The following is an 18,597-nucleotide window of genomic DNA, read 5'->3' on the forward strand; positions in this document are numbered from 1 at the left end:
CTCGGGCGCGCTTTTATTAACGGGAAGTGGCTCAGCTTGGTAGAGCACCTGGTTTGGGACCAGGGGGTCGCAGGTTCAAATCCTGTCTTCCCGATATTCCCAAAAACATGGGGCCTTAGCTCAGCTGGGAGAGCGCCTGCCTTGCACGCAGGAGGTCAGCGGTTCGATCCCGCTAGGCTCCACTTATCTTAATATCATTTATGGCGGTGTAGCTCAGCTGGCTAGAGCGTACGGTTCATACCCGTGAGGTCGGGGGTTCGATCCCCTCCGCCGCTACCATAAAGGACCTTTAGCTCAGCTGGTTAGAGCAGACGGCTCATAACCGTCCGGTCGTAGGTTCGAGTCCTACAAGGTCCACCATTAGAAGTTTATATCTCGGAGGTATACCCAAGTTCGGCTGAAGGGATCGGTCTTGAAAACCGACAGGCGGCGAGAGTCGCGCGGGGGTTCGAATCCCTCTACCTCCTCCATTTTTTCTAAATTAAATATTATATCGTCGCGGGGTGGAGCAGTCTGGTAGCTCGTCGGGCTCATAACCCGAAGGTCGCAGGTTCAAATCCTGTCCCCGCAACCAATGGTCCCGTGGTGTAGTGGTTAACATGCCTGCCTGTCACGCAGGAGATCGCCGGTTCGACCCCGGTCGGGACCGCCATTTTTACATAAAGGCTCGGTAGCTCAGTCGGTAGAGCAGAGGACTGAAAATCCTCGTGTCGGCGGTTCGATTCCGTCCCGAGCCACCATTTTGAAATCGCAAGCCGGCTTAGCTCAATTGGTAGAGCAACTGACTTGTAATCAGTAGGTTGGGGGTTCAAGTCCTCTAGCCGGCACCACTTTCAAAATGAGCCATTAGCTCAGTTGGTAGAGCATCTGACTTTTAATCAGAGGGTCGAAGGTTCGAGTCCTTCATGGCTCACCATTTACAATTTAATGCGGGTGTAGTTTAGTGGTAAAACAAGAGCCTTCCAAGCTCTGGTCGAGAGTTCGATTCTCTTCACCCGCTTTTCAATTATGGGCCTATAGCTCAGCTGGTTAGAGCGCACGCCTGATAAGCGTGAGGTCGATGGTTCGAGTCCATTTAGGCCCACCATAATTGTTCCGCAGTAGCTCAGTGGTAGAGCTATCGGCTGTTAACCGATCGGTCGTAGGTTCGAGTCCTACCTGCGGAGCCATATTATAGAGAAGTACCCAAGTGGCTCAAGGGGCTCCCCTGCTAAGGGAGTAGATCGCGAACGCGGTGCGAGGGTTCGAATCCCTTCTTCTCTGCCAGTAACTGGCCCGTTGGTCAAGTGGTTAAGACACCGCCCTTTCACGGCGGTAACACGGGTTCGAATCCCGTACGGGTCATACTAAAAGAGATAGCATAATCTGCTATCTCTTTTTTGTTGTGTAAAAAATGAATGTACGGCTTTAATTATCTGAATAATCTTGAGAAAAATTTTTAAATGTCTTATACCCCTGTTAGTGTGCTATTCTTCCTGATAGTATAAATGAATAATTGTATGTTTTTATGAAGGGGGAGTATATGTGATTCTTATAAAAGGTAATGAGAAGATTACTAAATTAATGAATCAGTGGTATATTGCAATAAGATCACAATCATTACTATCAGCATAAAATTTTAAAATTGATGTTGAAGGATTAATGAAAGATATAGAAAAAGATGATACACTTTCTATTTATTATAAACTACTTGAGTTTAGATACGATTTGATGGAAAATAATATGCCTAAATTAGATAGGGGTATATTGGAATTAGAAGAGGCCTCAGGTGATAAAGTATTGAAATATTATTACCATTTTTTTACGGCAATTTATTTTACAAAAATCGGACGTTATAGCGATGCTAAAAAAAATTTCAATTTAGCAGAAGAGTTAATTGTAAATTCTCCAGATGAAATTGAAGTAGCGGAATTTACTTATCAATTTGCTATATTTAATTATTATACATATGAACCTTTAAACGCTATGAACTATGTGGTGAAGGCTAAGAACTTATATTTAGCCGAAGAGGGATATGAGGGATGTATTGCGTTATGTGAAAATATTATGGGACTGGCAAGTACATCTTTAAAGCAATATGAGTTAGCAGAAGAACACTTTATTACTGCATTGGATATTGCGACCAAACAAAATTACGTTACACTTGCATTGAAGATTCGTCATAATTTAGGGTTACTATATTCGGATCAAAATATTCCAGAACTTGCAATTAATCATTTATCTAAATCTTTGGAGAGTAGCTGTAAAACTATGTTTTTACTTGCTAAAGAGTATGCACAATTAGATAAGGAAAATACAGCGCTAACATATATAGAAAAAGGATTAGAATTATGCAGAGAACAAGGTAACAAAGAATATGTACATCACTTATCTATTTTAAATGTAAGAGTTCGCCAAAGAAAAATTGAAGAATTTGATTGTGTTGTTAGGGCGGGAATTAGGTACTTTGAAGAAGAAGGACTTTGGCATTTTGTTCAAAAATATGCAGAGGAAATGGCGAATAAATATTATTATGAAGGTAATCATCTAAAGGTTAGTGAATACTTTCATATAGGGTATCATGCTAAACAAGAAATGGAGAAAAGAGGTGCTCTGAAGTAATGAAGAAATTCATCATTAGTACTGTAGGTTTAGTATTCGCTGGGTTTATGTTTTTTACACCTGTATCATCTTCTAATACACATGGAGAAACATTGTTCCCTGTAAAATCTGAAGTAGCACAGTATACAAATACTCATGGAGAAACATGAAAAAACTTTTAGGCTTTAATAATCAAAGCTGAATTTTTTAGTTCTTTGAAAGAATCCTTAAGAATCGATAAGGATTCTTTTTTTATTAAATGAAATTATGTTTATTGGGATTGATTTCACACTTGATTTAATAACTTTACACTTTATGTGAAAAAGTTCACAAATAGGTCATAATTTGTGAAGTAATTCACAATGATACGTGCTACAATATGAGTGTAAAGAAGTTAAACAACATTAAATTAGTATTTTAATTAATTACTTAAACAATCATAAAAAAATATATGTGAACAATAGAGAGGGGAAATTATCATGAAAAAAGGTATCAATCGTGTAGTATTAGTAGGAACAGGAGCTGTAGGTTGTAGTTACGCTTACTCAATGATTAACCAAGGTGTAGCTGAAGAATTCGTACTTGTAGATGTTAATGAAGCAAAAGCAGAAGGGGAAGCAATGGACTTAAGCCATGCGGTACCATTCTCTCCATCACCAACAAAAGTTTGGAGCGGTAGCTATGCAGATTGCAAAGATGCAGATTTAGTTGTTATCACTGCTGGATTACCACAAAAGCCAGGTGAAACTCGTTTAGACTTAGTTGAGAAAAATACAAAGATCTTTAAACAAATCGTTCGCGGTATTATGGATAGCGGATTCGATGGAATCTTCTTAATCGCAACTAACCCAGTTGACATCTTAACTTACGTAACTTGGAAAGAATCTGGCTTACCAAAAGAACGCGTAATCGGTTCTGGTACAACTTTAGACTCTGCTCGTTTCCGTTACATGTTAGGTGACTACTTAGATGTAGATCCACGTAACGTTCATGCTTACATCGTTGGTGAACATGGTGACACTGAACTTCCAGTATGGAGCCACGCTACTATCGGTGTACAAAAACTAGAAACAATCTTAGCTAACAACGAACAGTACAAACAAGAAGACTTAGATAAAATCTTCGAAAACGTACGTGACGCAGCTTACCATATCATCGAGCGTAAAGGTGCAACTTACTACGGAATCGGTATGTCACTACTTCGTGTAACTAAAGCAATCTTAAACAACGAGAACAGCGTATTAACTGTATCTGCATACCTTGAAGGTCAATATGGCGAGCAAGATGCTTACGTAGGTGTTCCAGCTGTTATTAATCGCGAAGGTGTACGTGAAATCGTAGAACTTGAACTAAATGAAGAAGAAAAAGCGAAATTCGCTCATTCTGTAAAAGTATTAAAAGAAACAATGGCACCAGTACTATAATAATTGCTAAATAATTCAGAGGTGGGAAACTGCTTCTTACCTCTGAATTTATATAATTTAATATAAATTCCTTTTCCGGTTTCCCTTGTATATCCCCAATATACCCCTTTTACTGGATAAGGGTCGTTTATAGAAAAGAGCACTCTATTTTGAATAGAGTGCTCTTTATTATTATTTTTTAGGCGCTAATCCTAATTTCTTTAAATAGTCCAACGGTAGGTGGGAGATAACTGCCCGTAAAAGCCCGATTGGTGTGGGCTAATAATCAGTGAGGGATGAACATAACCTTCACTGATTAAAGTTTCACTTTATTTTGCCTCTAATATAATCAGTCTTATAGGAGGTAGAGTTTGGTATAACAATGAAATGAGATAATAACGCAGTGTTCATGTTGTGTTATCACCTTTGGTGGTTCGCTATAGATAAAGTAAAAGCAGTCTATGGGAAATCAAGGTGTAAAGTGAGATGAACTAATATGACAAAGCATAGTAAAGCGTACAAATTTCGTCTGTATCCAACAGAAGAACAAGCCTATCTGATACGTAAAACTTTCGGGTGTGTGGGCTTTGTGTATAACAAAATGGTGGCTGAATGGAAAGAAGTACATGAAAAGTACAAAGAGAAGAACGGAAGAAACAAAAATTCCCTACTCCTGCGAAATACAAAGCAGAGTATGAATTATATTTACGAAAGTCTGAGGTTCTTTATTGAGAATGAGTGTGTACTTACGTATTTTACATTTCAATAAAATTGTGACGAAAAATGTGAGAAACATTTTTGTATGACAGATTATTTTACTACGATTTAAAGTGAAAAATATCGTGAAAAACAGGATAGACCTAATACAATAAAGGCTGAGAAATAAATAATAGGAAGAATAATAGAATGGAAATAAAGCGTTTTCAATGAATATTCGTCAAAATTCGATGTTTTATATAGAAATGTGAAGAAAAATAAACATTTTCAAGAAAAAAGCGTATATTTTTTATAAATTAACAAGGATATTTCAGTTTTTCACAGAAATGATTAAAGTATAAAAAATTCTGTCATCTTAGTGAGGTGAGCATATTGAGTGTAATAAATTGTGAAGAAGTGAAACGAGATGAGTTTCATACAGAAAAGTATTATGAGAGTTATAACATCTTTGGGGCGCATATTGTGACGGAAGATGAGATGCGAGGTGTACGATTTACAGTATGGGCTCCTCATGCGAAAGCAATGAGTGTTGTTGGGGATTTTAATGAATGGGATTGTGAGCAACATAAGATGCTACAAGTGACAGAAGAGGGGATTTGGTCCTTGTTTATACCGCGTATTGAGGAAAGGGAAATATATAAATATGCGATTGAAACGATGGCTGGTGACGTTATTTTAAAGGCAGACCCGTATGCTGTATATGCAGAAGTAAGACCAAATACGGCATCTGCAGTTTTTGATATAGAGGGATATGAATGGAATGATAAAAACTGGAACCGGAAGAAAAAGAAAAAATCGGTTTATAAAGAAGCAATGACGGTTTATGAATTGCATTTTGGTTCTTGGAAAAAGAAAGAAGATGGAACGCTGTATTCTTACAGGGAAATGGCGGAAGAGCTCATTCCGTATGTGGTGGAGCATCAATTTACACATATTGAAATTATGCCGCTTGTTGAGCATCCATATGATCGTTCTTGGGGATATCAAGGAACGGGATATTATGCCGCAACGAGTAGATTCGGCACGCCACATGATTTGATGTATTTTGTCGACGAATGTCATAAATATGGAATCGGTGTCATTTTAGATTGGGTGCCGGGGCATTTTTGTAAAGATGCTCACGGTTTATATTTGTTTGATGGGACACCGACTTATGAATATAAAGATAAGGATGTACAAGAAAATCCAGTATGGGGAACTGTCAATTTTGATTTAGGAAAAAGGGAAGTACGTAATTTCTTAATTTCAAATGCGCTATTTTGGATGAGATATTTCCATATTGATGGTTTCAGGGTGGATGCAGTTGCGAATATGTTGTACTGGAATAAAGAAGGACAAGAGCAAAGTAATGAGCATGCTGTTTCATTTTTACGAGAGTTAAATGAAGCGGTATTTGCAGAAGATGAAGATTTTCTTATGACAGCAGAAGATTCAACAGCTTGGCCGCTTGTAACAGCTCCAACGTATGAAGGTGGGCTTGGATTCAACTACAAATGGAATATGGGCTGGATGAATGATGTGCTGAAATATATGGAGTGTGCACCTGAGTATAGGAAACATATTCATGAGAAAATGACATTCTCTTTACTATATGCTTACTCTGAAAATTTCATATTACCGCTTTCTCATGATGAAGTCGTTCATGGGAAAAAGTCGTTATTAAATAAAATGCCAGGGGATTACTGGGATAAGTTTGCTCAGCTTCGTTTATTATATGGATATTTCTTTACTCACCCAGGAAAGAAGTTACTTTTCATGGGTGGAGAATTCGGGCAATTTGATGAGTGGAAAGACCTTGAAGAGTTAGATTGGAATTTACATGATTTTGAAATGCATCGTTATATGCATGATTACTTTAAAGAGCTCATAGCATTGTATAAGCGCTCAAAACCACTTTGGCAGCTTGATCATTCACCTGAAGGATTTCAGTGGATTGATGCTAATAATAATGAGCAAAGTATTTTCTCCTTTATCCGCCAAGGGGATAAGAGAGAAGATGCGCTAGTTATCGTATGTAATTTTACGAAAGCTACATATGACAACTATAAAGTAGGTGTACCAGATTTCGAGTATTATAACGAGATTTTAAACAGTGATGCTGGACAATATGGCGGCTCGGGGCAAGTGAATAAGAAACGTCTTAAGACGATTCTAGAACCGTACCATAATCAAGAGGCACATGTAGAAATTACAATTCCACCATTTGGCGTATCCATATTACGACCAGTGAAGACGAGAAAGGGGAGCAAAAAACAAGATGGCTCAAAAACAAAAGTGCGTAGCAATGTTACTAGCAGGGGGAAAAGGTAGTCGTTTAAGTGCATTAACAAAAAATTTAGCCAAGCCAGCTGTTCCATTTGGTGGTAAATATCGCATTATTGATTTTACGTTAAGTAACTGTGCGAATTCTGGTATTGAAACGGTTGGGATTTTGACGCAATATCAACCGTTAGAACTTCATAATTATATCGGAATCGGAAACGCATGGGATTTAGATCGCGTAAACGGCGGAGTCACAGTATTACCTCCTTATGCAGAATCTTCAGGTGTGAAGTGGTACACAGGTACGGCGAGTGCCATTTATCAAAATTTAAACTATTTAAGTCAGTATGAGCCAGAATATGTCCTTATTTTATCAGGCGACCATATTTATAAAATGGATTACAGTAAAATGCTAGATTACCATATTGAAAAAGAAGCTGACGTTTCAATTTCTGTTATTGAAGTGCCTTGGGATGAAGCGAGCCGTTTCGGTATTATGAATACAAATGAAGAAATGGAGATTGTTGAATTTGAAGAGAAGCCGCAATTTCCAAGAAGTAATCTCGCATCAATGGGAATCTATATTTTTAACTGGGCAATTTTAAAAGAGTATTTAGAGATGGATGCAAGAAATCCTGAATCTAGTAATGACTTCGGAAAAGATGTACTTCCGCTTTTATTAGATGAAGGGAAGAAGCTGATGGCGTATCCGTTTGAAGGGTATTGGAAAGATGTTGGAACGGTGAAGAGTTTATGGGAAGCGAATATGGATTTACTTCGCGATGAAACATCACTGAACTTAAACGATCGTAATTGGCGTATTTGTTCTGTCAATCCAAATGAGCCGCCTCAATATATTGCAGAACGGGCAAAAGTAGAAGAGTCACTTATTAACGAAGGATGCGTCATTGAAGGAGACGTGAAGCATTCAGTGTTATTCCAAGGAGTGACGGTGGAAGAAGGTAGTATGGTTATTGATTCCGTCGTTATGCCAGGAGCAAAGATTGGGAAAAATGTTGTGATCGAAAGAGCGATCGTTGGATCGGAAATGGTTATTGAAGATGGAACAATCATTCGTCCAGAAAAAAATGTTGACGATGTAGTACTTATTGCTGAAGGGAAATAGAAAAGGGGGATGAAATGAATGGGAGAAAAAATGTTAGGAATTATTAATGCAACGGGAAGTTTTCCTTCCTTAAAGAAAGTAACAGGGCATCGTTCACTAGCGGCGTTACCGTTTGGGGGCCGTTATCGACTCATTGATTTCATGCTTTCAAATATGGTGAATTCTAATATTCATAGTGTCGCGGTTTTTACAAGTCATAAAAACCGTTCGTTAATGGACCATGTCGGTTCAGGAAAACAGTGGGATTTAGATAGAAAACGTGACGGACTGTTTTTATTCCCGCCAAATTGCCAATGTGACCAAGATGAGTTTGGGTCTTTTGCACATTTTAGAAGACATATTGATTATTTTCTAAGAAGTAGAGAAGAGTACGTTGTTATTACGAATAGCCATCTCGTAACAGCATTAAATTTTCAAGCGGTGTTAGAGCGACATATACATACGTCAGCTGATATTACTGAAGTTTGCCATAATGGGGTTTCGCTTCAAACATACGTGTTAACGAAACAATTATTGCTAGATTTATTTGAGACATATAAAGATATGGAGCAATATAGTTTATTTGATGTAGTGAGAGAAAAGCGCGGCAAATCACTGCATATTGCTACGTATGAGCAGACTGGATATGTAGCTATTATTGACTCAATTGAAAGCTACTATAAACATAGCCTAGAAATTTTGCAACCTGCTATTTGGAAGCAATTATTTAAGAAAGAAGCACCGATCTTTACGAAAGTAAAAGATGAGCCACCAACTCGTTACTTGAAGGGTGCAGTCGTGAAAAATACAATGATTGCAAACGGCAGTATTATTGAAGGTGAAGTAGAAAATAGTGTTGTTTCCCGCTCTGTTACAATTGGAAAAGGTTCAATTGTTCGTAATAGTATTATTATGCAAAAGAGCCAAATTGGAGATAACTGTATAATAGACGGTGTTATTATTGATAAAGACGTGAAAATTGGTGACGGTGTCGTTTTAAAAGGAAACGCCGATGAGCCGTATGTTGTAGAAAAAGGAAGCGTTCAAAGCAGTACGATTAATAGTTATTCCTAAAGAATCAGTGGGGGGAGTCTCCCACTGATTAAAGTTTTAATTTAAATGAAAACGCGAAGGGAGGAAGCTGCAAGAAAAGTAATATATGCTTTTCTTGCAGTGGGACAACAAGTGAATATTTTATTTGCAGTATCAGAATGTGTACCGTTTGTGAAATCTGGAGGATTAGCTGATGTAGCGGGTGCGCTCCCAAAAGAGCTAAAAAAATTAGGTGTGGATGTACGCATTATACTTCCGAATTATAGTCTTATTCCGCAAAAGTTAAGAGATGGATGTACGCTACATAAAGTTATTAACGTCCCGCTTGGATGGCGAAATCAATACTGCGGAATTTTAAAAGGTGAGCAAGACGGGATTACGTATTACTTAATAGATAATGAATATTATTTTAAGAGAGATTCTCTGTACGGTCATTATGATGACGGGGAGCGTTTTTCTTATTTCTCGAAAGCAGTGTTAGAATGTATTCCGCATCTTGATTTTGAAGTGGATGTTCTTCATAGCCACGATTGGCATACGGCTATGGTCAATTTCTTACTTCGTGAAAAGTATCAAGATAACCCATTATATGAGCGTATTAAAACGGTATATACGATTCATAACTTGCAGTTCCAAGGAGTATTTCCTCCTGAGGTGATGTACGATTTATTAGAGCTTGGTCATGAATATTTTCATAGTGAACAGCTAGAGTTTTATGGAAACGTAAACTTTATGAAAGGCGGCATTATCGCTTCTGATCAAATTACGGCGGTTAGCCCGACATATAAAGAAGAAATACAATATGAATTTTTCGGTGAGAAGTTAGATGGATTGCTGCGAAAATATAATGATAAGCTTAGCGGCATTGTAAATGGAATTGATACGAGCGTATATAATCCAGAAACGGATCCGTATATTACAGCTCAGTATGATGCAGAGTCATTATATGAAAAAAATGAAAATAAACGCGCCTTGCAGCGTTATTTTGGTTTGCCAGAAAAAGAAGATACACCAATTATTTCAATGGTAACGAGATTAACAAAGCAAAAAGGTCTTGATTTAGTACGTACTGTATTCCGAGAAATAATGGAAGAAGATGTACAATGTATTATTTTAGGGTCAGGTGATTCTGAATATGAACAATTCTTTGAGTGGATGGCATATGAGTATCCAGATAAGGTGAAAGTTTATATTGGGTTTAATGAAGAATTAGCTCACCAGGTGTATGCAGGAAGCGATTTATTTTTAATGCCATCACTATTTGAACCGTGTGGACTTGGACAACTTATCGCATTAACGTACGGTACGATTCCGATTGTAAGAGAAACAGGCGGATTAAATGATACGGTACATTCTTATGATGAAGAAACAGGGGAAGGAAATGGTTTCAGTTTCACGAACTTTAATGCACATGACATGTTGCATACAGTTCGCCGTGCAATTGAGTTTTATCACGATAAACTAGTGTGGGAGCAGCTTGTAAAGCAAGCGATGACTGAAGATTATAGCTGGGAGAAATCAGCTCTTGCCTATAAGAAATTGTATAAAAGTCTCATGGAATAACATGTAGGTGGTGAAAAAATGTTTACTCATGTTGAAAGTTTCAAATCAGCTTTTTTAGAAAAGTTAGAGACGATGCGCGGGAAAAGTTTCAAAGACTCTACAACTCGTGATCAATATAATACGCTTGGGCATATGGTACGTGAGTATATGAATAGTCAATGGATTGCAACGAATGAAAGTTATCGGTCTGGAGAGCAAAAGCAAATGTATTACTTATCTATTGAGTTTTTACTTGGGCGTTTGCTTGGAAGTAACATATTAAATTTAGGTATTCGAGATGTATGTGAACGGGGGCTGTCTGAACTGGGGATTTCGTTGCACGAGTTAGAAGAAGTGGAAGCAGATGCTGGCCTTGGGAATGGTGGACTTGGCCGCTTAGCAGCCTGTTTCCTTGATTCACTCGCTTCTTTAAACTTACCAGGACATGGCTGTGGAATTCGTTACAAACATGGCTTATTTGATCAAAAAATTGTGGATGGTTATCAAGTGGAATTTCCAGAACAGTGGCTTCTTCATGAAAATGTATGGGAAGTAAGAAGACATGATCAAGCTGTAGAGGTCAGCTATTTTGGTAACGTTGAACCGCTAGAGATTGATGGGCGTTTGGAGTTCAGGCATACAAATGCAGAAGTGATTATGGCAGTGCCATATGACGTTCCAGTAGTAGGTTATGAGACGAGTACTGTAAATACACTTAGACTTTGGAATGCTGAACCAGTTCCGTTCCCGCAAAACTGCAAAGATATTTTGAAATATAAGCGTGAAACAGAAGCAGTATCGGAGTTTTTATATCCAGATGATACGCATGATGAGGGGAAAATACTCCGTTTAAAACAACAGTACTTCCTCGTATCAGCAAGTTTACAAAATATCGTTCGTATGCATAGGGAAAGATACGGTAGCCTTCGTCAATTACATGAAAAAATTGCAATTCATATTAACGATACACATCCAGTTTTAGCGATTCCAGAACTAATGCGTATTTTATTAGATGAAGAGAAACTAGCATGGGAAGAAGCTTGGCACATAACGACGCAGACGATTTCTTATACGAATCATACGACGTTATCAGAAGCGCTTGAGAAGTGGCCAATTCATATTTTTAAACCGTTATTACCGAGAATATATATGATTATTGAAGAGATTAATGAACGTTTCTGCCATGAACTTTGGGAGTGTTATCCTTATGAATGGCATCGCATTGAGGACATGGCGATTATTGCACATGATCTGGTGAAAATGGCTCATTTAGCAATTGTCGGAAGTCACAGCGTAAACGGCGTAGCAAAAATTCATACGGAAATTTTAAAGCAGCGTGAAATGCGATTGTTTTATGAATTTTATCCAGATAAGTTTAATAATAAAACGAATGGAATTGCTCATAGGCGCTGGCTAATGAAGGCGAATCCGCAGCTGACTAACCTCATTTCAGAAGCGATTGGAACAGAGTGGAAGAAAGAACCGATTAAACTGCAAGCGCTGCAAACAGTTCAATATGATACTAGTTTTCAAGAGAAGCTTGCAGAAGTAAAACAAGAGCGTAAGAAGATTTTAGCGGAGCGTATTCATAATAAAATGGGGATTACGATTGATACAAATTCTATTTTTGATGTGCAAGTGAAAAGACTGCATGCTTACAAACGACAATTATTAAATGTTCTTCATATTTTATATTTGTATAACCGTTTGAAAGAGGATACTAGTTTTTCATTTTATCCGCGTACTTTTATTTTTGGTGCAAAAGCATCACCTGGCTATTATTATGCGAAGAAAATTATTAAATTAATAAATGAACTTGCAAGAAAAGTAAATAATGACCCGTACGTCAGTCAATATATGAAAGTTATCTTTCTAGAAAACTACCGAGTTTCTTTAGCGGAAGATATATTCCCGGCGGCAGATGTAAGCGAACAAATTTCAACTGCGAGTAAGGAAGCATCAGGAACAGGTAATATGAAATTTATGATGAATGGTGCGATTACACTTGGGACGTTAGATGGAGCTAATATTGAAATAAAAGATCGTGTCGGTGACGATGGCTGCTTCATTTTCGGTTTAACAGCGGAAGAGGTTCTTCATTACTATCAAAATGGTGGATATCGCGCAAGTGACTATTATCACCACAATATGCACATTAAAAAAGTAGTCGATCAGTTAACGAATGGTTTCTTTGCACAGTCGGGAGCTGAATTTGAAGCGATTTATGATTCTCTCGTTATTCAAAATGATGAATATTTCGTTCTACGAGATTTTGGGCCATATGCGGAAAGGCAAGAAGCTGTCGGTAGAGTTTATGAGAACCGAACAAAGTGGTTAGAAATGGCGATTTTAAATATTGCACAATCTGGTCATTTTGCGAGCGATCGAACAATTTTACAGTATAGTAATGAAATTTGGGGTATTGGTAATGCGGTTAAGCAGTATTAAATAAATTGCCACGTTGGGGAAGACTGCATGAAAATATATCAGCGATTTTTCGAATATATCGACCGCAGCTCCAATTATATCGGCGATTTTTAAAATGTATCGATTTATCGACAAGAATTGATAAAAATAAGTAAAACGAGCTTAAGGAGATTAAGCTCGTTTTATTTATTTTGCTCAAGGAAGAAATGGGATAGCGGTATATAGTATACCCGTTCCATCATATTCTCCTGTCGCAAAGTATGAAAATGTAAAGAAACCTGTAAACGTAAAAAGTACAATAAGAAACAGTGCAAAGAGAAATTTTAGCATGTAAGGTCCCCTCATCCAAAAATAACTTCATATATTATTATAGTATGCGAATATCTTATTTCCAATTGTTTACTGGTTAAAAATGAGAGGTCAGACATGCTTTGTATGTTGAAATGGAATGATTATTTATAATGGATTTTGTATTTTTTGTAAATGTCATATTGTGATGAACGTGTGCGTATTCCCAGTCTTGTTCGTTAAAATGAACATTTCGTGGAGGGAGAAGAGGAACGACGTCAAATAAATTAACAAAGCGAAAGCTACTAGCTACTTGCAGTTTATAATAATTGCGAAATGCAATATCTCCAACTTTTGGAGAGGCAAATGTATAAATACCGTATTGTGCGAAAGCGGTGTTTATACGTGCATCAAGTATATGCAGTGTAGCGAGCGCACCGCCTAAGCTATGACCTGTTGCAAGAAGTTTTTTATGAGCTGGTAACGATACGAGCATATCCATAATAGAATCGCGGCAAGACTCATAAATAGAAAGAAAGCCGTTATGGACATTCCCGCTATTTAAAGTATACGGATAGGGCCTTTGATTGACGAGTGAATCGATGATCCAGTCTGTATCTGTTTGTGTACCCCGAAACGCTACAATAATTGTATCCTCAGACTCTAGTATGAATCCGAACCATTCTGTCGTTTGAATGGCCTTTCCTTGAAACCCTTGTACATATTGGAACCCATCGGGTATTTCGAAAATCCCATTTTGTTTATATTGTTCATACGTTAACTCGCAACAAGAAGCTAACAGTATGGCGGTGTCTTTATCAAAGGATAAAGGAGTACGCATCAAGGAAGCCCTCCTTAAGAAAAGGTATGGTTCAATATATGCAGTGAGGGACTTGATTCATTCTTTTGGAGGATTTTGAAAATGAGGACTGAACATGGTAAAATGATATTTGGATTGGCGTCCAATACATATTATTACAATCAAGATGGTTCAAGTCGGAGGAAGGCACCTTGGGGTGTCTTTTCTTTTTTTCAAAAGAGAGATAAAAATACCATTACGCAAAAAAAAACAGACGCATAAAGCGCCTATTTTCTTGTGTTTGTTTGCATCATATACAGAAAATCAGGAAAAATGTAACATATTATTTATCTGTTTGTTTTTGCTTCTTTTTCAAATACTCCGCACGCAATTTTTCCAGTTGCTGCTTTTTATCAAATTTGGCAGGCGTCTGTTTTTCATGAAACTTTGCCACAGCTACCTGACTTTTGTAATCCAATTGATATTTTCCCACTTTGTTCACCTACTTTTCTTGTCTTTAAAGAGAATCTATTCAACAAATATAATATACCTTATTTTACTGAAGTAAACCTTTAAATTAGACATTCATAATGTCTCATAAGACTTGTATCAAAATGCTTATCGTTGTAAATCCGCATTTTCCTGACTCTCCCCTTATTAATTAACGTGGTAAAATAATATTTGGATTGGCGTCCAATACATATTATTAAAATTAAAATGGTTCAAGTCGGAGTAAGGCACCTTAAGGTGCCTTTTTATGTATTTTGCCAACAAACTCCTATAACGTTCTTAATTTACTTTTCCGTTTCACTATCTTCGTCATAATATGAAATGAACGATTCCATCTCACTTGTCGCTTTGCCGTCTAATTGGTGTGATACACCAAACGTTTTACCTTTCCCGTCATTATTAATTGCGACGTTTATGTCATTTAACAACTTGGTCATATATTCATATGTTTTGCGCATACTTTTACTAGTAGGTTTCCATTGCCCAACGAATTCTGTTTTCTCCTTTGCTTTCCCCTCGGGATCAATGTTAGCAGTTCGAACAAATTGTTCATGCTCAATGCTGGCCGCAAGTAATCGTAAGTTTATAAAGTCTTTTTCAAGGTCTACACCTTTAACTTGAATGTATCTCCCCATAACATATGAAACAGACCGCTTCACATCTAAAATCTGATACCATTTATCAAGAAACAGATGATAAATCAAAAGAAATCGATAAATTAAAAGGTGATATATCACTACTAGAAACTCAAAACAAAACTCTAGATGCCGAAGTGAAAAAATTAAAGGAAGAGTTGGCGAAAAAAGAACAACAAGCACCACAAGAACAGCCTAAAAAAGAAGACGTAAAGCCTGAGCCTCAACAACCTGCTGCTCAACCAGAAAAGAAAGATGAACCTAAACAACAATCTACAGGTTCTTTCGTGAATCCAGTTAAGGATATCAATAAAACCGAAGCTATAAACAGGGTGAAGGGAAAAGCGAAGCAAGACTTCAAAGATGATTACACGACTCAAAACTATGTTGCTAATGAGCAAACTAAAGCGTTCGATTTCTTATATGGCATTGAAATAAAATCCCAAGAAGAATTGAACATTATGAAAAATGCATTAAAAGATTTCCCTAACGATTTTATGACAGCTAAGTTTGTTTATGAAGAACAGATGAAAGCGAAAAATCAACAATAAACATTTATAGAGTTCACATTCATACCACATAAATAGGTTATGGATAGAGTAATGAGGTAGCAAAAGCACTCTAGCGGATGCTTTTCTTTTTTCTCCATAACCAACATTACTTAATCACCTGATTATAAAATAAAAAACGCTCAGATGAGCGTTTCCTCTTAAAATGAATAACTCAGCAGGTCAAGATACCTTTAACAAAGTTCTTGAATTTTTAAGTAAAACTAAATAATATGCAATTGGTATAAAGAAAAATCCTACTCTATTTCTTATTTAAAAAATAGAGTAGGATTTTTTATAAAATGCAAGTCATTCTTTCTGACGAATTACAAGAAAGGGTGTTTTTAATGTCTATTAGGGGTTCAGCACATGCCCATCAACTTAAGAAAAGTAAACACCCCAAAAACAAAAAATGAGCTCCTTTCTCAAAATAACTAACTATAGAGAAATAAAATTTTCATTTAGGGGGTACTTCAAAACCTTAACTTGATGGCAATGTGGCTATGCCCAATAAGGACACTTTTTACTCTTTCCCATCTAAAAGGCGACCAAGTCCACCTAATACACTGCCTTCACCAGTGCTTTGAGCTGCTGGGCTTGTCAGACGTGCTGCTAAGCGGCTAAGTGTTAAGGACTGGATCCAAACTGTTCCAGGTCCTTCTAACGTTGCGAAGAATAAACCTTCGCCGCCGAATAGAGCTGTTTTTACTTTTCCAACGAATTCAATATCATAGTTTACGTCTTTTGTCATTGCAACGAGACAACCTGTATCAATGCGAAGCTTTTCGCCAGGTTTTAATTCACGCTTATATACAGTTCCGCCTGCATGCATGAAGGCAAGCCCGTCACCTTCAAGCTTCTGCATAATGAAACCTTCACCACCGAAGAAACCTGTTCCTATTTTTTTCGTAAATTCAATACCGATAGAAACGCCTTTTGCAGCACAAAGAAATGCATCTTTTTGGCAGACTATTTTCCCTTGATATTCCGTTAAATCTACAGGAACAATTTTACCAGGATAAGGAGCCGCAAATGATACGTGACGCTTGCCGTGACCTGTATTTGTAAATACAGTCATAAACATGCTTTCACCTGTAACGAGACGTTTACCAGCCCCCATTAATTTTCCGAATAGACCGTTAGATGGTCCAGAACCGTCACCGAAAATTGTCTCCATTTCGATGTAGTCTTCCATCATCATCATTGCGCCAGCTTCTGCGATCACGCTTTCTTCTGGGTCTAATTCAATTTCAACGAACTGCATATCGTCGCCGTATAACTTATATTCAATTTCATGTGCCTTCATTTTTTTCACCTCGTATGTAATATATATTTATATTGTACAGAATTTAATAGCATTAGAATACTTTAGTTTTGTTAATTTTCAAATAAAATATGAAGATGGAAATTCAACATTATATTAAAATCATAAAAAAATGATAAAATGAAAGTGTTCTCATTTGACGTATTTGATATAGCGTGATATAGTGAAGTCACTATTGAGCTACATAATGTGGTACGGAAATAAAGCGCGTGGAATTATTAGGCTTTACGCTTGTTATGCATTCATGTCCTTTATATCCACCTTTTCATGTGGATTCATAGTTTCATTTTTATTTAGGAGGTACATGACATGCAAACAGGTAAAGTTAAATGGTTCAACAGCGAAAAAGGTTTCGGTTTCATCGAAGTTGAAGGTGGAGACGATGTATTCGTTCACTTCTCAGCTATCCAAGGTGACGGATTCAAAACTTTAGAAGAAGGTCAAGAAGTTTCTTTCGAAATCGTTGAAGGTAACCGTGGACCACAAGCTGCTAACGTTACAAAAAACTAATTAGCTAGCGATAAAAAGCATTCCGAATTTCGGAATGCTTTTTTTATTCTTTAGAACTGGACTCATTTGAAGATAATTCGCCTTTAAAGGTACGTTCTTCAAAGTCATCGAGCATTTGTTCATATTCTTCATGTTCTTCTGTTGCAAAAACTTGCAGGTTTTTTCCATGCATATCTGTACCGATAAAGTTTTCGAAATCCTCTACGTAGCCTACATTTTCTTCACTATTTACGTACATGCCATTATAATTTTTTGAATCTCGTCTTTCTAAATCAGACGGTGTTTCGGATGTTCCGTAATTTGCGACATCTTGCCACGCATCTTCCGCGTCGTATTCAACAGAATGGTCCTCATCATGTTTGTGGAAAGAAGGCGCCAATACTTCTTCTTCAACTGGGCGCGTATCCATATTTAATTTATTTGTCGTGTGCTGGATGCATGTTGTAGCAGTCGGCATTGCTTCTAATCTTTCAAACGGAATTTCCTCACCAGATACTTCACAAATTCCATACGTACCTGCTTCTATTTTTTGCAGGGCGTGTTTCGTATCTTCTAGCTGTTTATGCCAAAGTTCGATGAGTCCGAAGTCCTTTTCGCGTTCATATAGTTCTGTCGCCATATCAGCTGGATGATTATCGTAGCTAGATAATTCTCCCACTGAATCACGTTCAGAAGCACGGTCTGTATTTTCATGAGTTTGTATTGTTTGTTCCAGTTCTTGTTTTTGCTTTTCTAAAATGGATTTAAATTGATCTATTTGTTGTGGAGTTAACATAGTCGTCCACCTTCCTACAATTCAGTTTCTTTATCCCGCTATTAACGGGCAGTAAGACTCCCACCTTAAAATTCAGCGGGGACAAGGAAGTTAGGTGGGAGATCAACTGCCCGTAAAAG

At 37.4% G+C, this 18,597-nt stretch carries 16 protein-coding genes, 15 tRNA genes and 2 pseudogenes; 27 read left to right on the plus strand and 6 right to left on the minus strand.

Annotated elements, in window-relative coordinates:
* The first annotated feature begins 20 nt into the window (after positions 1 to 20).
* The 24 genes and pseudogenes from ACQKNR_RS14015 (at position 21) to glgP (ending at position 13,110) form a co-directional block, all read left to right on the plus strand.
* Positions 21 to 94, plus strand: a tRNA-Pro gene (locus tag ACQKNR_RS14015).
* 15 nt (positions 95 to 109) lie between these two features.
* Positions 110 to 182 (plus strand) — tRNA-Ala (locus ACQKNR_RS14020).
* A gap of 20 nt (positions 183 to 202) precedes the next feature.
* Positions 203 to 279 (plus strand) — tRNA-Met (locus ACQKNR_RS14025).
* Between the two features lie 4 nt (positions 280 to 283).
* Positions 284 to 360, plus strand: a tRNA-Ile gene (locus tag ACQKNR_RS14030).
* A gap of 17 nt (positions 361 to 377) precedes the next feature.
* Positions 378 to 470, plus strand: a tRNA-Ser gene (locus ACQKNR_RS14035).
* Between the two features lie 27 nt (positions 471 to 497).
* Positions 498 to 574, plus strand: a tRNA-Met gene (locus ACQKNR_RS14040).
* Between the two features lie 2 nt (positions 575 to 576).
* Positions 577 to 652 (plus strand) — tRNA-Asp (locus ACQKNR_RS14045).
* A gap of 12 nt (positions 653 to 664) precedes the next feature.
* Positions 665 to 740 (plus strand) — tRNA-Phe (locus ACQKNR_RS14050).
* Between the two features lie 14 nt (positions 741 to 754).
* Positions 755 to 830, plus strand: a tRNA-Thr gene (locus tag ACQKNR_RS14055).
* A gap of 10 nt (positions 831 to 840) precedes the next feature.
* Positions 841 to 916 (plus strand) — tRNA-Lys (locus ACQKNR_RS14060).
* Positions 917 to 929: 13 nt separating this feature from the next.
* Positions 930 to 1,000, plus strand: a tRNA-Gly gene (locus tag ACQKNR_RS14065).
* A 10-nt stretch (positions 1,001 to 1,010) separates the two neighbouring features.
* Positions 1,011 to 1,087 (plus strand) — tRNA-Ile (locus ACQKNR_RS14070).
* Positions 1,088 to 1,094: 7 nt separating this feature from the next.
* A tRNA-Asn gene (locus ACQKNR_RS14075) sits at positions 1,095 to 1,169 on the plus strand.
* 6 nt (positions 1,170 to 1,175) lie between these two features.
* Positions 1,176 to 1,266, plus strand: a tRNA-Ser gene (locus ACQKNR_RS14080).
* 6 nt (positions 1,267 to 1,272) lie between these two features.
* Positions 1,273 to 1,344 (plus strand) — tRNA-Glu (locus ACQKNR_RS14085).
* A 279-nt stretch (positions 1,345 to 1,623) separates the two neighbouring features.
* Positions 1,624 to 2,601, plus strand: coding sequence for a tetratricopeptide repeat protein (locus ACQKNR_RS14090; protein ID WP_427318744.1), 978 nt, complete (start codon positions 1,624 to 1,626; stop codon positions 2,599 to 2,601).
* On the plus strand, positions 2,601 to 2,750 hold the full coding sequence (locus ACQKNR_RS14095; protein ID WP_169513042.1) for a hypothetical protein: 150 nt from the start codon (positions 2,601 to 2,603) through the stop codon (positions 2,748 to 2,750). The genes ACQKNR_RS14090 and ACQKNR_RS14095 overlap by 1 nt, the downstream gene beginning before the upstream one ends.
* Positions 2,751 to 3,059: 309 nt before the next feature.
* Positions 3,060 to 4,004, plus strand: coding sequence for an L-lactate dehydrogenase (locus ACQKNR_RS14100; protein ID WP_193410786.1), 945 nt, complete (start codon positions 3,060 to 3,062; stop codon positions 4,002 to 4,004).
* 475 nt (positions 4,005 to 4,479) lie between these two features.
* Positions 4,480 to 4,682: pseudogene (locus ACQKNR_RS14105) on the plus strand (helix-turn-helix domain-containing protein); the annotation flags it as partial.
* Between the two features lie 390 nt (positions 4,683 to 5,072).
* Positions 5,073 to 7,010 carry a 1,4-alpha-glucan branching protein GlgB gene (gene glgB, locus ACQKNR_RS14110; protein ID WP_427318446.1) on the plus strand — a complete coding sequence of 646 codons (1,938 nt, stop codon included), beginning with the start codon at positions 5,073 to 5,075 and terminating at the stop codon, positions 7,008 to 7,010.
* Positions 6,958 to 8,088, plus strand: coding sequence for a glucose-1-phosphate adenylyltransferase (glgC, locus tag ACQKNR_RS14115; protein ID WP_427318447.1), 1,131 nt, complete (start codon positions 6,958 to 6,960; stop codon positions 8,086 to 8,088). The genes glgB and glgC overlap by 53 nt, the downstream gene beginning before the upstream one ends.
* 18 nt (positions 8,089 to 8,106) lie before the next feature.
* Positions 8,107 to 9,141 (plus strand): glucose-1-phosphate adenylyltransferase subunit GlgD, encoded by a 1,035-nt coding sequence (glgD, locus tag ACQKNR_RS14120; RefSeq protein ID WP_427318448.1) that lies wholly within the window; start codon positions 8,107 to 8,109, stop codon positions 9,139 to 9,141.
* Between the two features lie 111 nt (positions 9,142 to 9,252).
* The gene (gene glgA / locus ACQKNR_RS14125) at positions 9,253 to 10,683 is read left to right on the plus strand and encodes a glycogen synthase GlgA (RefSeq protein ID WP_427318745.1); all 1,431 of its coding nucleotides are present in this window, start codon (positions 9,253 to 9,255) and stop codon (positions 10,681 to 10,683) included.
* A gap of 18 nt (positions 10,684 to 10,701) precedes the next feature.
* Positions 10,702 to 13,110, plus strand: coding sequence for a glycogen phosphorylase (gene glgP, locus ACQKNR_RS14130; protein ID WP_427318449.1), 2,409 nt, complete (start codon positions 10,702 to 10,704; stop codon positions 13,108 to 13,110).
* A gap of 174 nt (positions 13,111 to 13,284) precedes the next feature.
* On the opposite strand, the gene ACQKNR_RS14135 is transcribed toward glgP, so the two are convergent.
* Positions 13,285 to 13,419 (minus strand): hypothetical protein, encoded by a 135-nt coding sequence (locus ACQKNR_RS14135; protein WP_427318450.1) that lies wholly within the window; start codon positions 13,417 to 13,419, stop codon positions 13,285 to 13,287.
* Positions 13,420 to 13,495: 76 nt separating this feature from the next.
* Positions 13,496 to 14,218, minus strand: coding sequence for a lipase family protein (locus ACQKNR_RS14140; RefSeq protein ID WP_427318451.1), 723 nt, complete (start codon positions 14,216 to 14,218; stop codon positions 13,496 to 13,498).
* 81 nt (positions 14,219 to 14,299) lie between these two features.
* On the opposite strand from ACQKNR_RS14140, the gene ACQKNR_RS14145 reads away from it, so the two are divergent.
* A complete protein-coding gene (locus tag ACQKNR_RS14145; protein WP_427318452.1) occupies positions 14,300 to 14,458 on the plus strand; it encodes a hypothetical protein in 159 nt (52 codons plus the stop codon).
* 61 nt (positions 14,459 to 14,519) lie between these two features.
* On the opposite strand, the gene ACQKNR_RS14150 is transcribed toward ACQKNR_RS14145, so the two are convergent.
* On the minus strand, positions 14,520 to 14,669 hold the full coding sequence (locus ACQKNR_RS14150) for a hypothetical protein (RefSeq protein WP_000521653.1): 150 nt from the start codon (positions 14,667 to 14,669) through the stop codon (positions 14,520 to 14,522).
* A 301-nt stretch (positions 14,670 to 14,970) separates the two neighbouring features.
* Positions 14,971 to 15,321 carry a hypothetical protein gene (locus tag ACQKNR_RS14155; protein WP_427318453.1) on the minus strand — a complete coding sequence of 117 codons (351 nt, stop codon included), beginning with the start codon at positions 15,319 to 15,321 and terminating at the stop codon, positions 14,971 to 14,973.
* A gap of 71 nt (positions 15,322 to 15,392) precedes the next feature.
* On the opposite strand from ACQKNR_RS14155, the pseudogene ACQKNR_RS14160 reads away from it, so the two are divergent.
* Positions 15,393 to 15,872 (plus strand): annotated as a pseudogene (locus ACQKNR_RS14160) (Branched-chain amino acid permease); the annotation flags it as partial.
* Between the two features lie 520 nt (positions 15,873 to 16,392).
* Here the strand turns inward: ACQKNR_RS14160 and ACQKNR_RS14165 are convergent.
* Positions 16,393 to 17,175 (minus strand): TIGR00266 family protein, encoded by a 783-nt coding sequence (locus ACQKNR_RS14165; RefSeq protein WP_000643604.1) that lies wholly within the window; start codon positions 17,173 to 17,175, stop codon positions 16,393 to 16,395.
* Positions 17,176 to 17,502: 327 nt separating this feature from the next.
* Between ACQKNR_RS14165 and cspD the strand changes: the two genes are divergently transcribed.
* Positions 17,503 to 17,703 carry a cold-shock protein CspD gene (gene cspD, locus ACQKNR_RS14170; protein ID WP_001193054.1) on the plus strand — a complete coding sequence of 67 codons (201 nt, stop codon included), beginning with the start codon at positions 17,503 to 17,505 and terminating at the stop codon, positions 17,701 to 17,703.
* A 43-nt stretch (positions 17,704 to 17,746) separates the two neighbouring features.
* Here the strand turns inward: cspD and ACQKNR_RS14175 are convergent, their stop codons facing one another.
* Positions 17,747 to 18,478 carry a yteA family sporulation protein gene (locus ACQKNR_RS14175; protein ID WP_427318454.1) on the minus strand — a complete coding sequence of 244 codons (732 nt, stop codon included), beginning with the start codon at positions 18,476 to 18,478 and terminating at the stop codon, positions 17,747 to 17,749.
* Positions 18,479 to 18,597 lie beyond the last annotated feature (119 nt).

This window comes from Bacillus sp. NPDC094077 (assembly GCF_050279465.1).
GTDB lineage: Bacteria > Bacillota > Bacilli > Bacillales > Bacillaceae_G > Bacillus_A.

Bases quoted from the DNA above. Each gene is read 5' to 3' on its own strand.
- ACQKNR_RS14095 (WP_169513042.1), top strand. From the start codon at position 2,601: ATGAAGAAATTCATCATTAGTACTGTAGGTTTAGTATTCGCTGGGTTT.
- ACQKNR_RS14100 (WP_193410786.1), top strand. From the start codon at position 3,060: ATGAAAAAAGGTATCAATCGTGTAGTATTAGTAGGAACAGGAGCTGTA.
- glgC (WP_427318447.1), top strand. From the start codon at position 6,958: ATGGCTCAAAAACAAAAGTGCGTAGCAATGTTACTAGCAGGGGGAAAA.
- glgD (WP_427318448.1), top strand. From the start codon at position 8,107: ATGGGAGAAAAAATGTTAGGAATTATTAATGCAACGGGAAGTTTTCCT.
- glgP (WP_427318449.1), top strand. From the start codon at position 10,702: ATGTTTACTCATGTTGAAAGTTTCAAATCAGCTTTTTTAGAAAAGTTA.
- ACQKNR_RS14135 (WP_427318450.1), bottom strand. From the start codon at position 13,419: ATGCTAAAATTTCTCTTTGCACTGTTTCTTATTGTACTTTTTACGTTT.
- ACQKNR_RS14140 (WP_427318451.1), bottom strand. From the start codon at position 14,218: ATGCGTACTCCTTTATCCTTTGATAAAGACACCGCCATACTGTTAGCT.
- ACQKNR_RS14145 (WP_427318452.1), top strand. From the start codon at position 14,300: ATGAGGACTGAACATGGTAAAATGATATTTGGATTGGCGTCCAATACA.
- ACQKNR_RS14155 (WP_427318453.1), bottom strand. From the start codon at position 15,321: ATGGGGAGATACATTCAAGTTAAAGGTGTAGACCTTGAAAAAGACTTT.
- ACQKNR_RS14165 (WP_000643604.1), bottom strand. From the start codon at position 17,175: ATGAAGGCACATGAAATTGAATATAAGTTATACGGCGACGATATGCAG.
- cspD (WP_001193054.1), top strand. From the start codon at position 17,503: ATGCAAACAGGTAAAGTTAAATGGTTCAACAGCGAAAAAGGTTTCGGT.
- ACQKNR_RS14175 (WP_427318454.1), bottom strand. From the start codon at position 18,478: ATGTTAACTCCACAACAAATAGATCAATTTAAATCCATTTTAGAAAAG.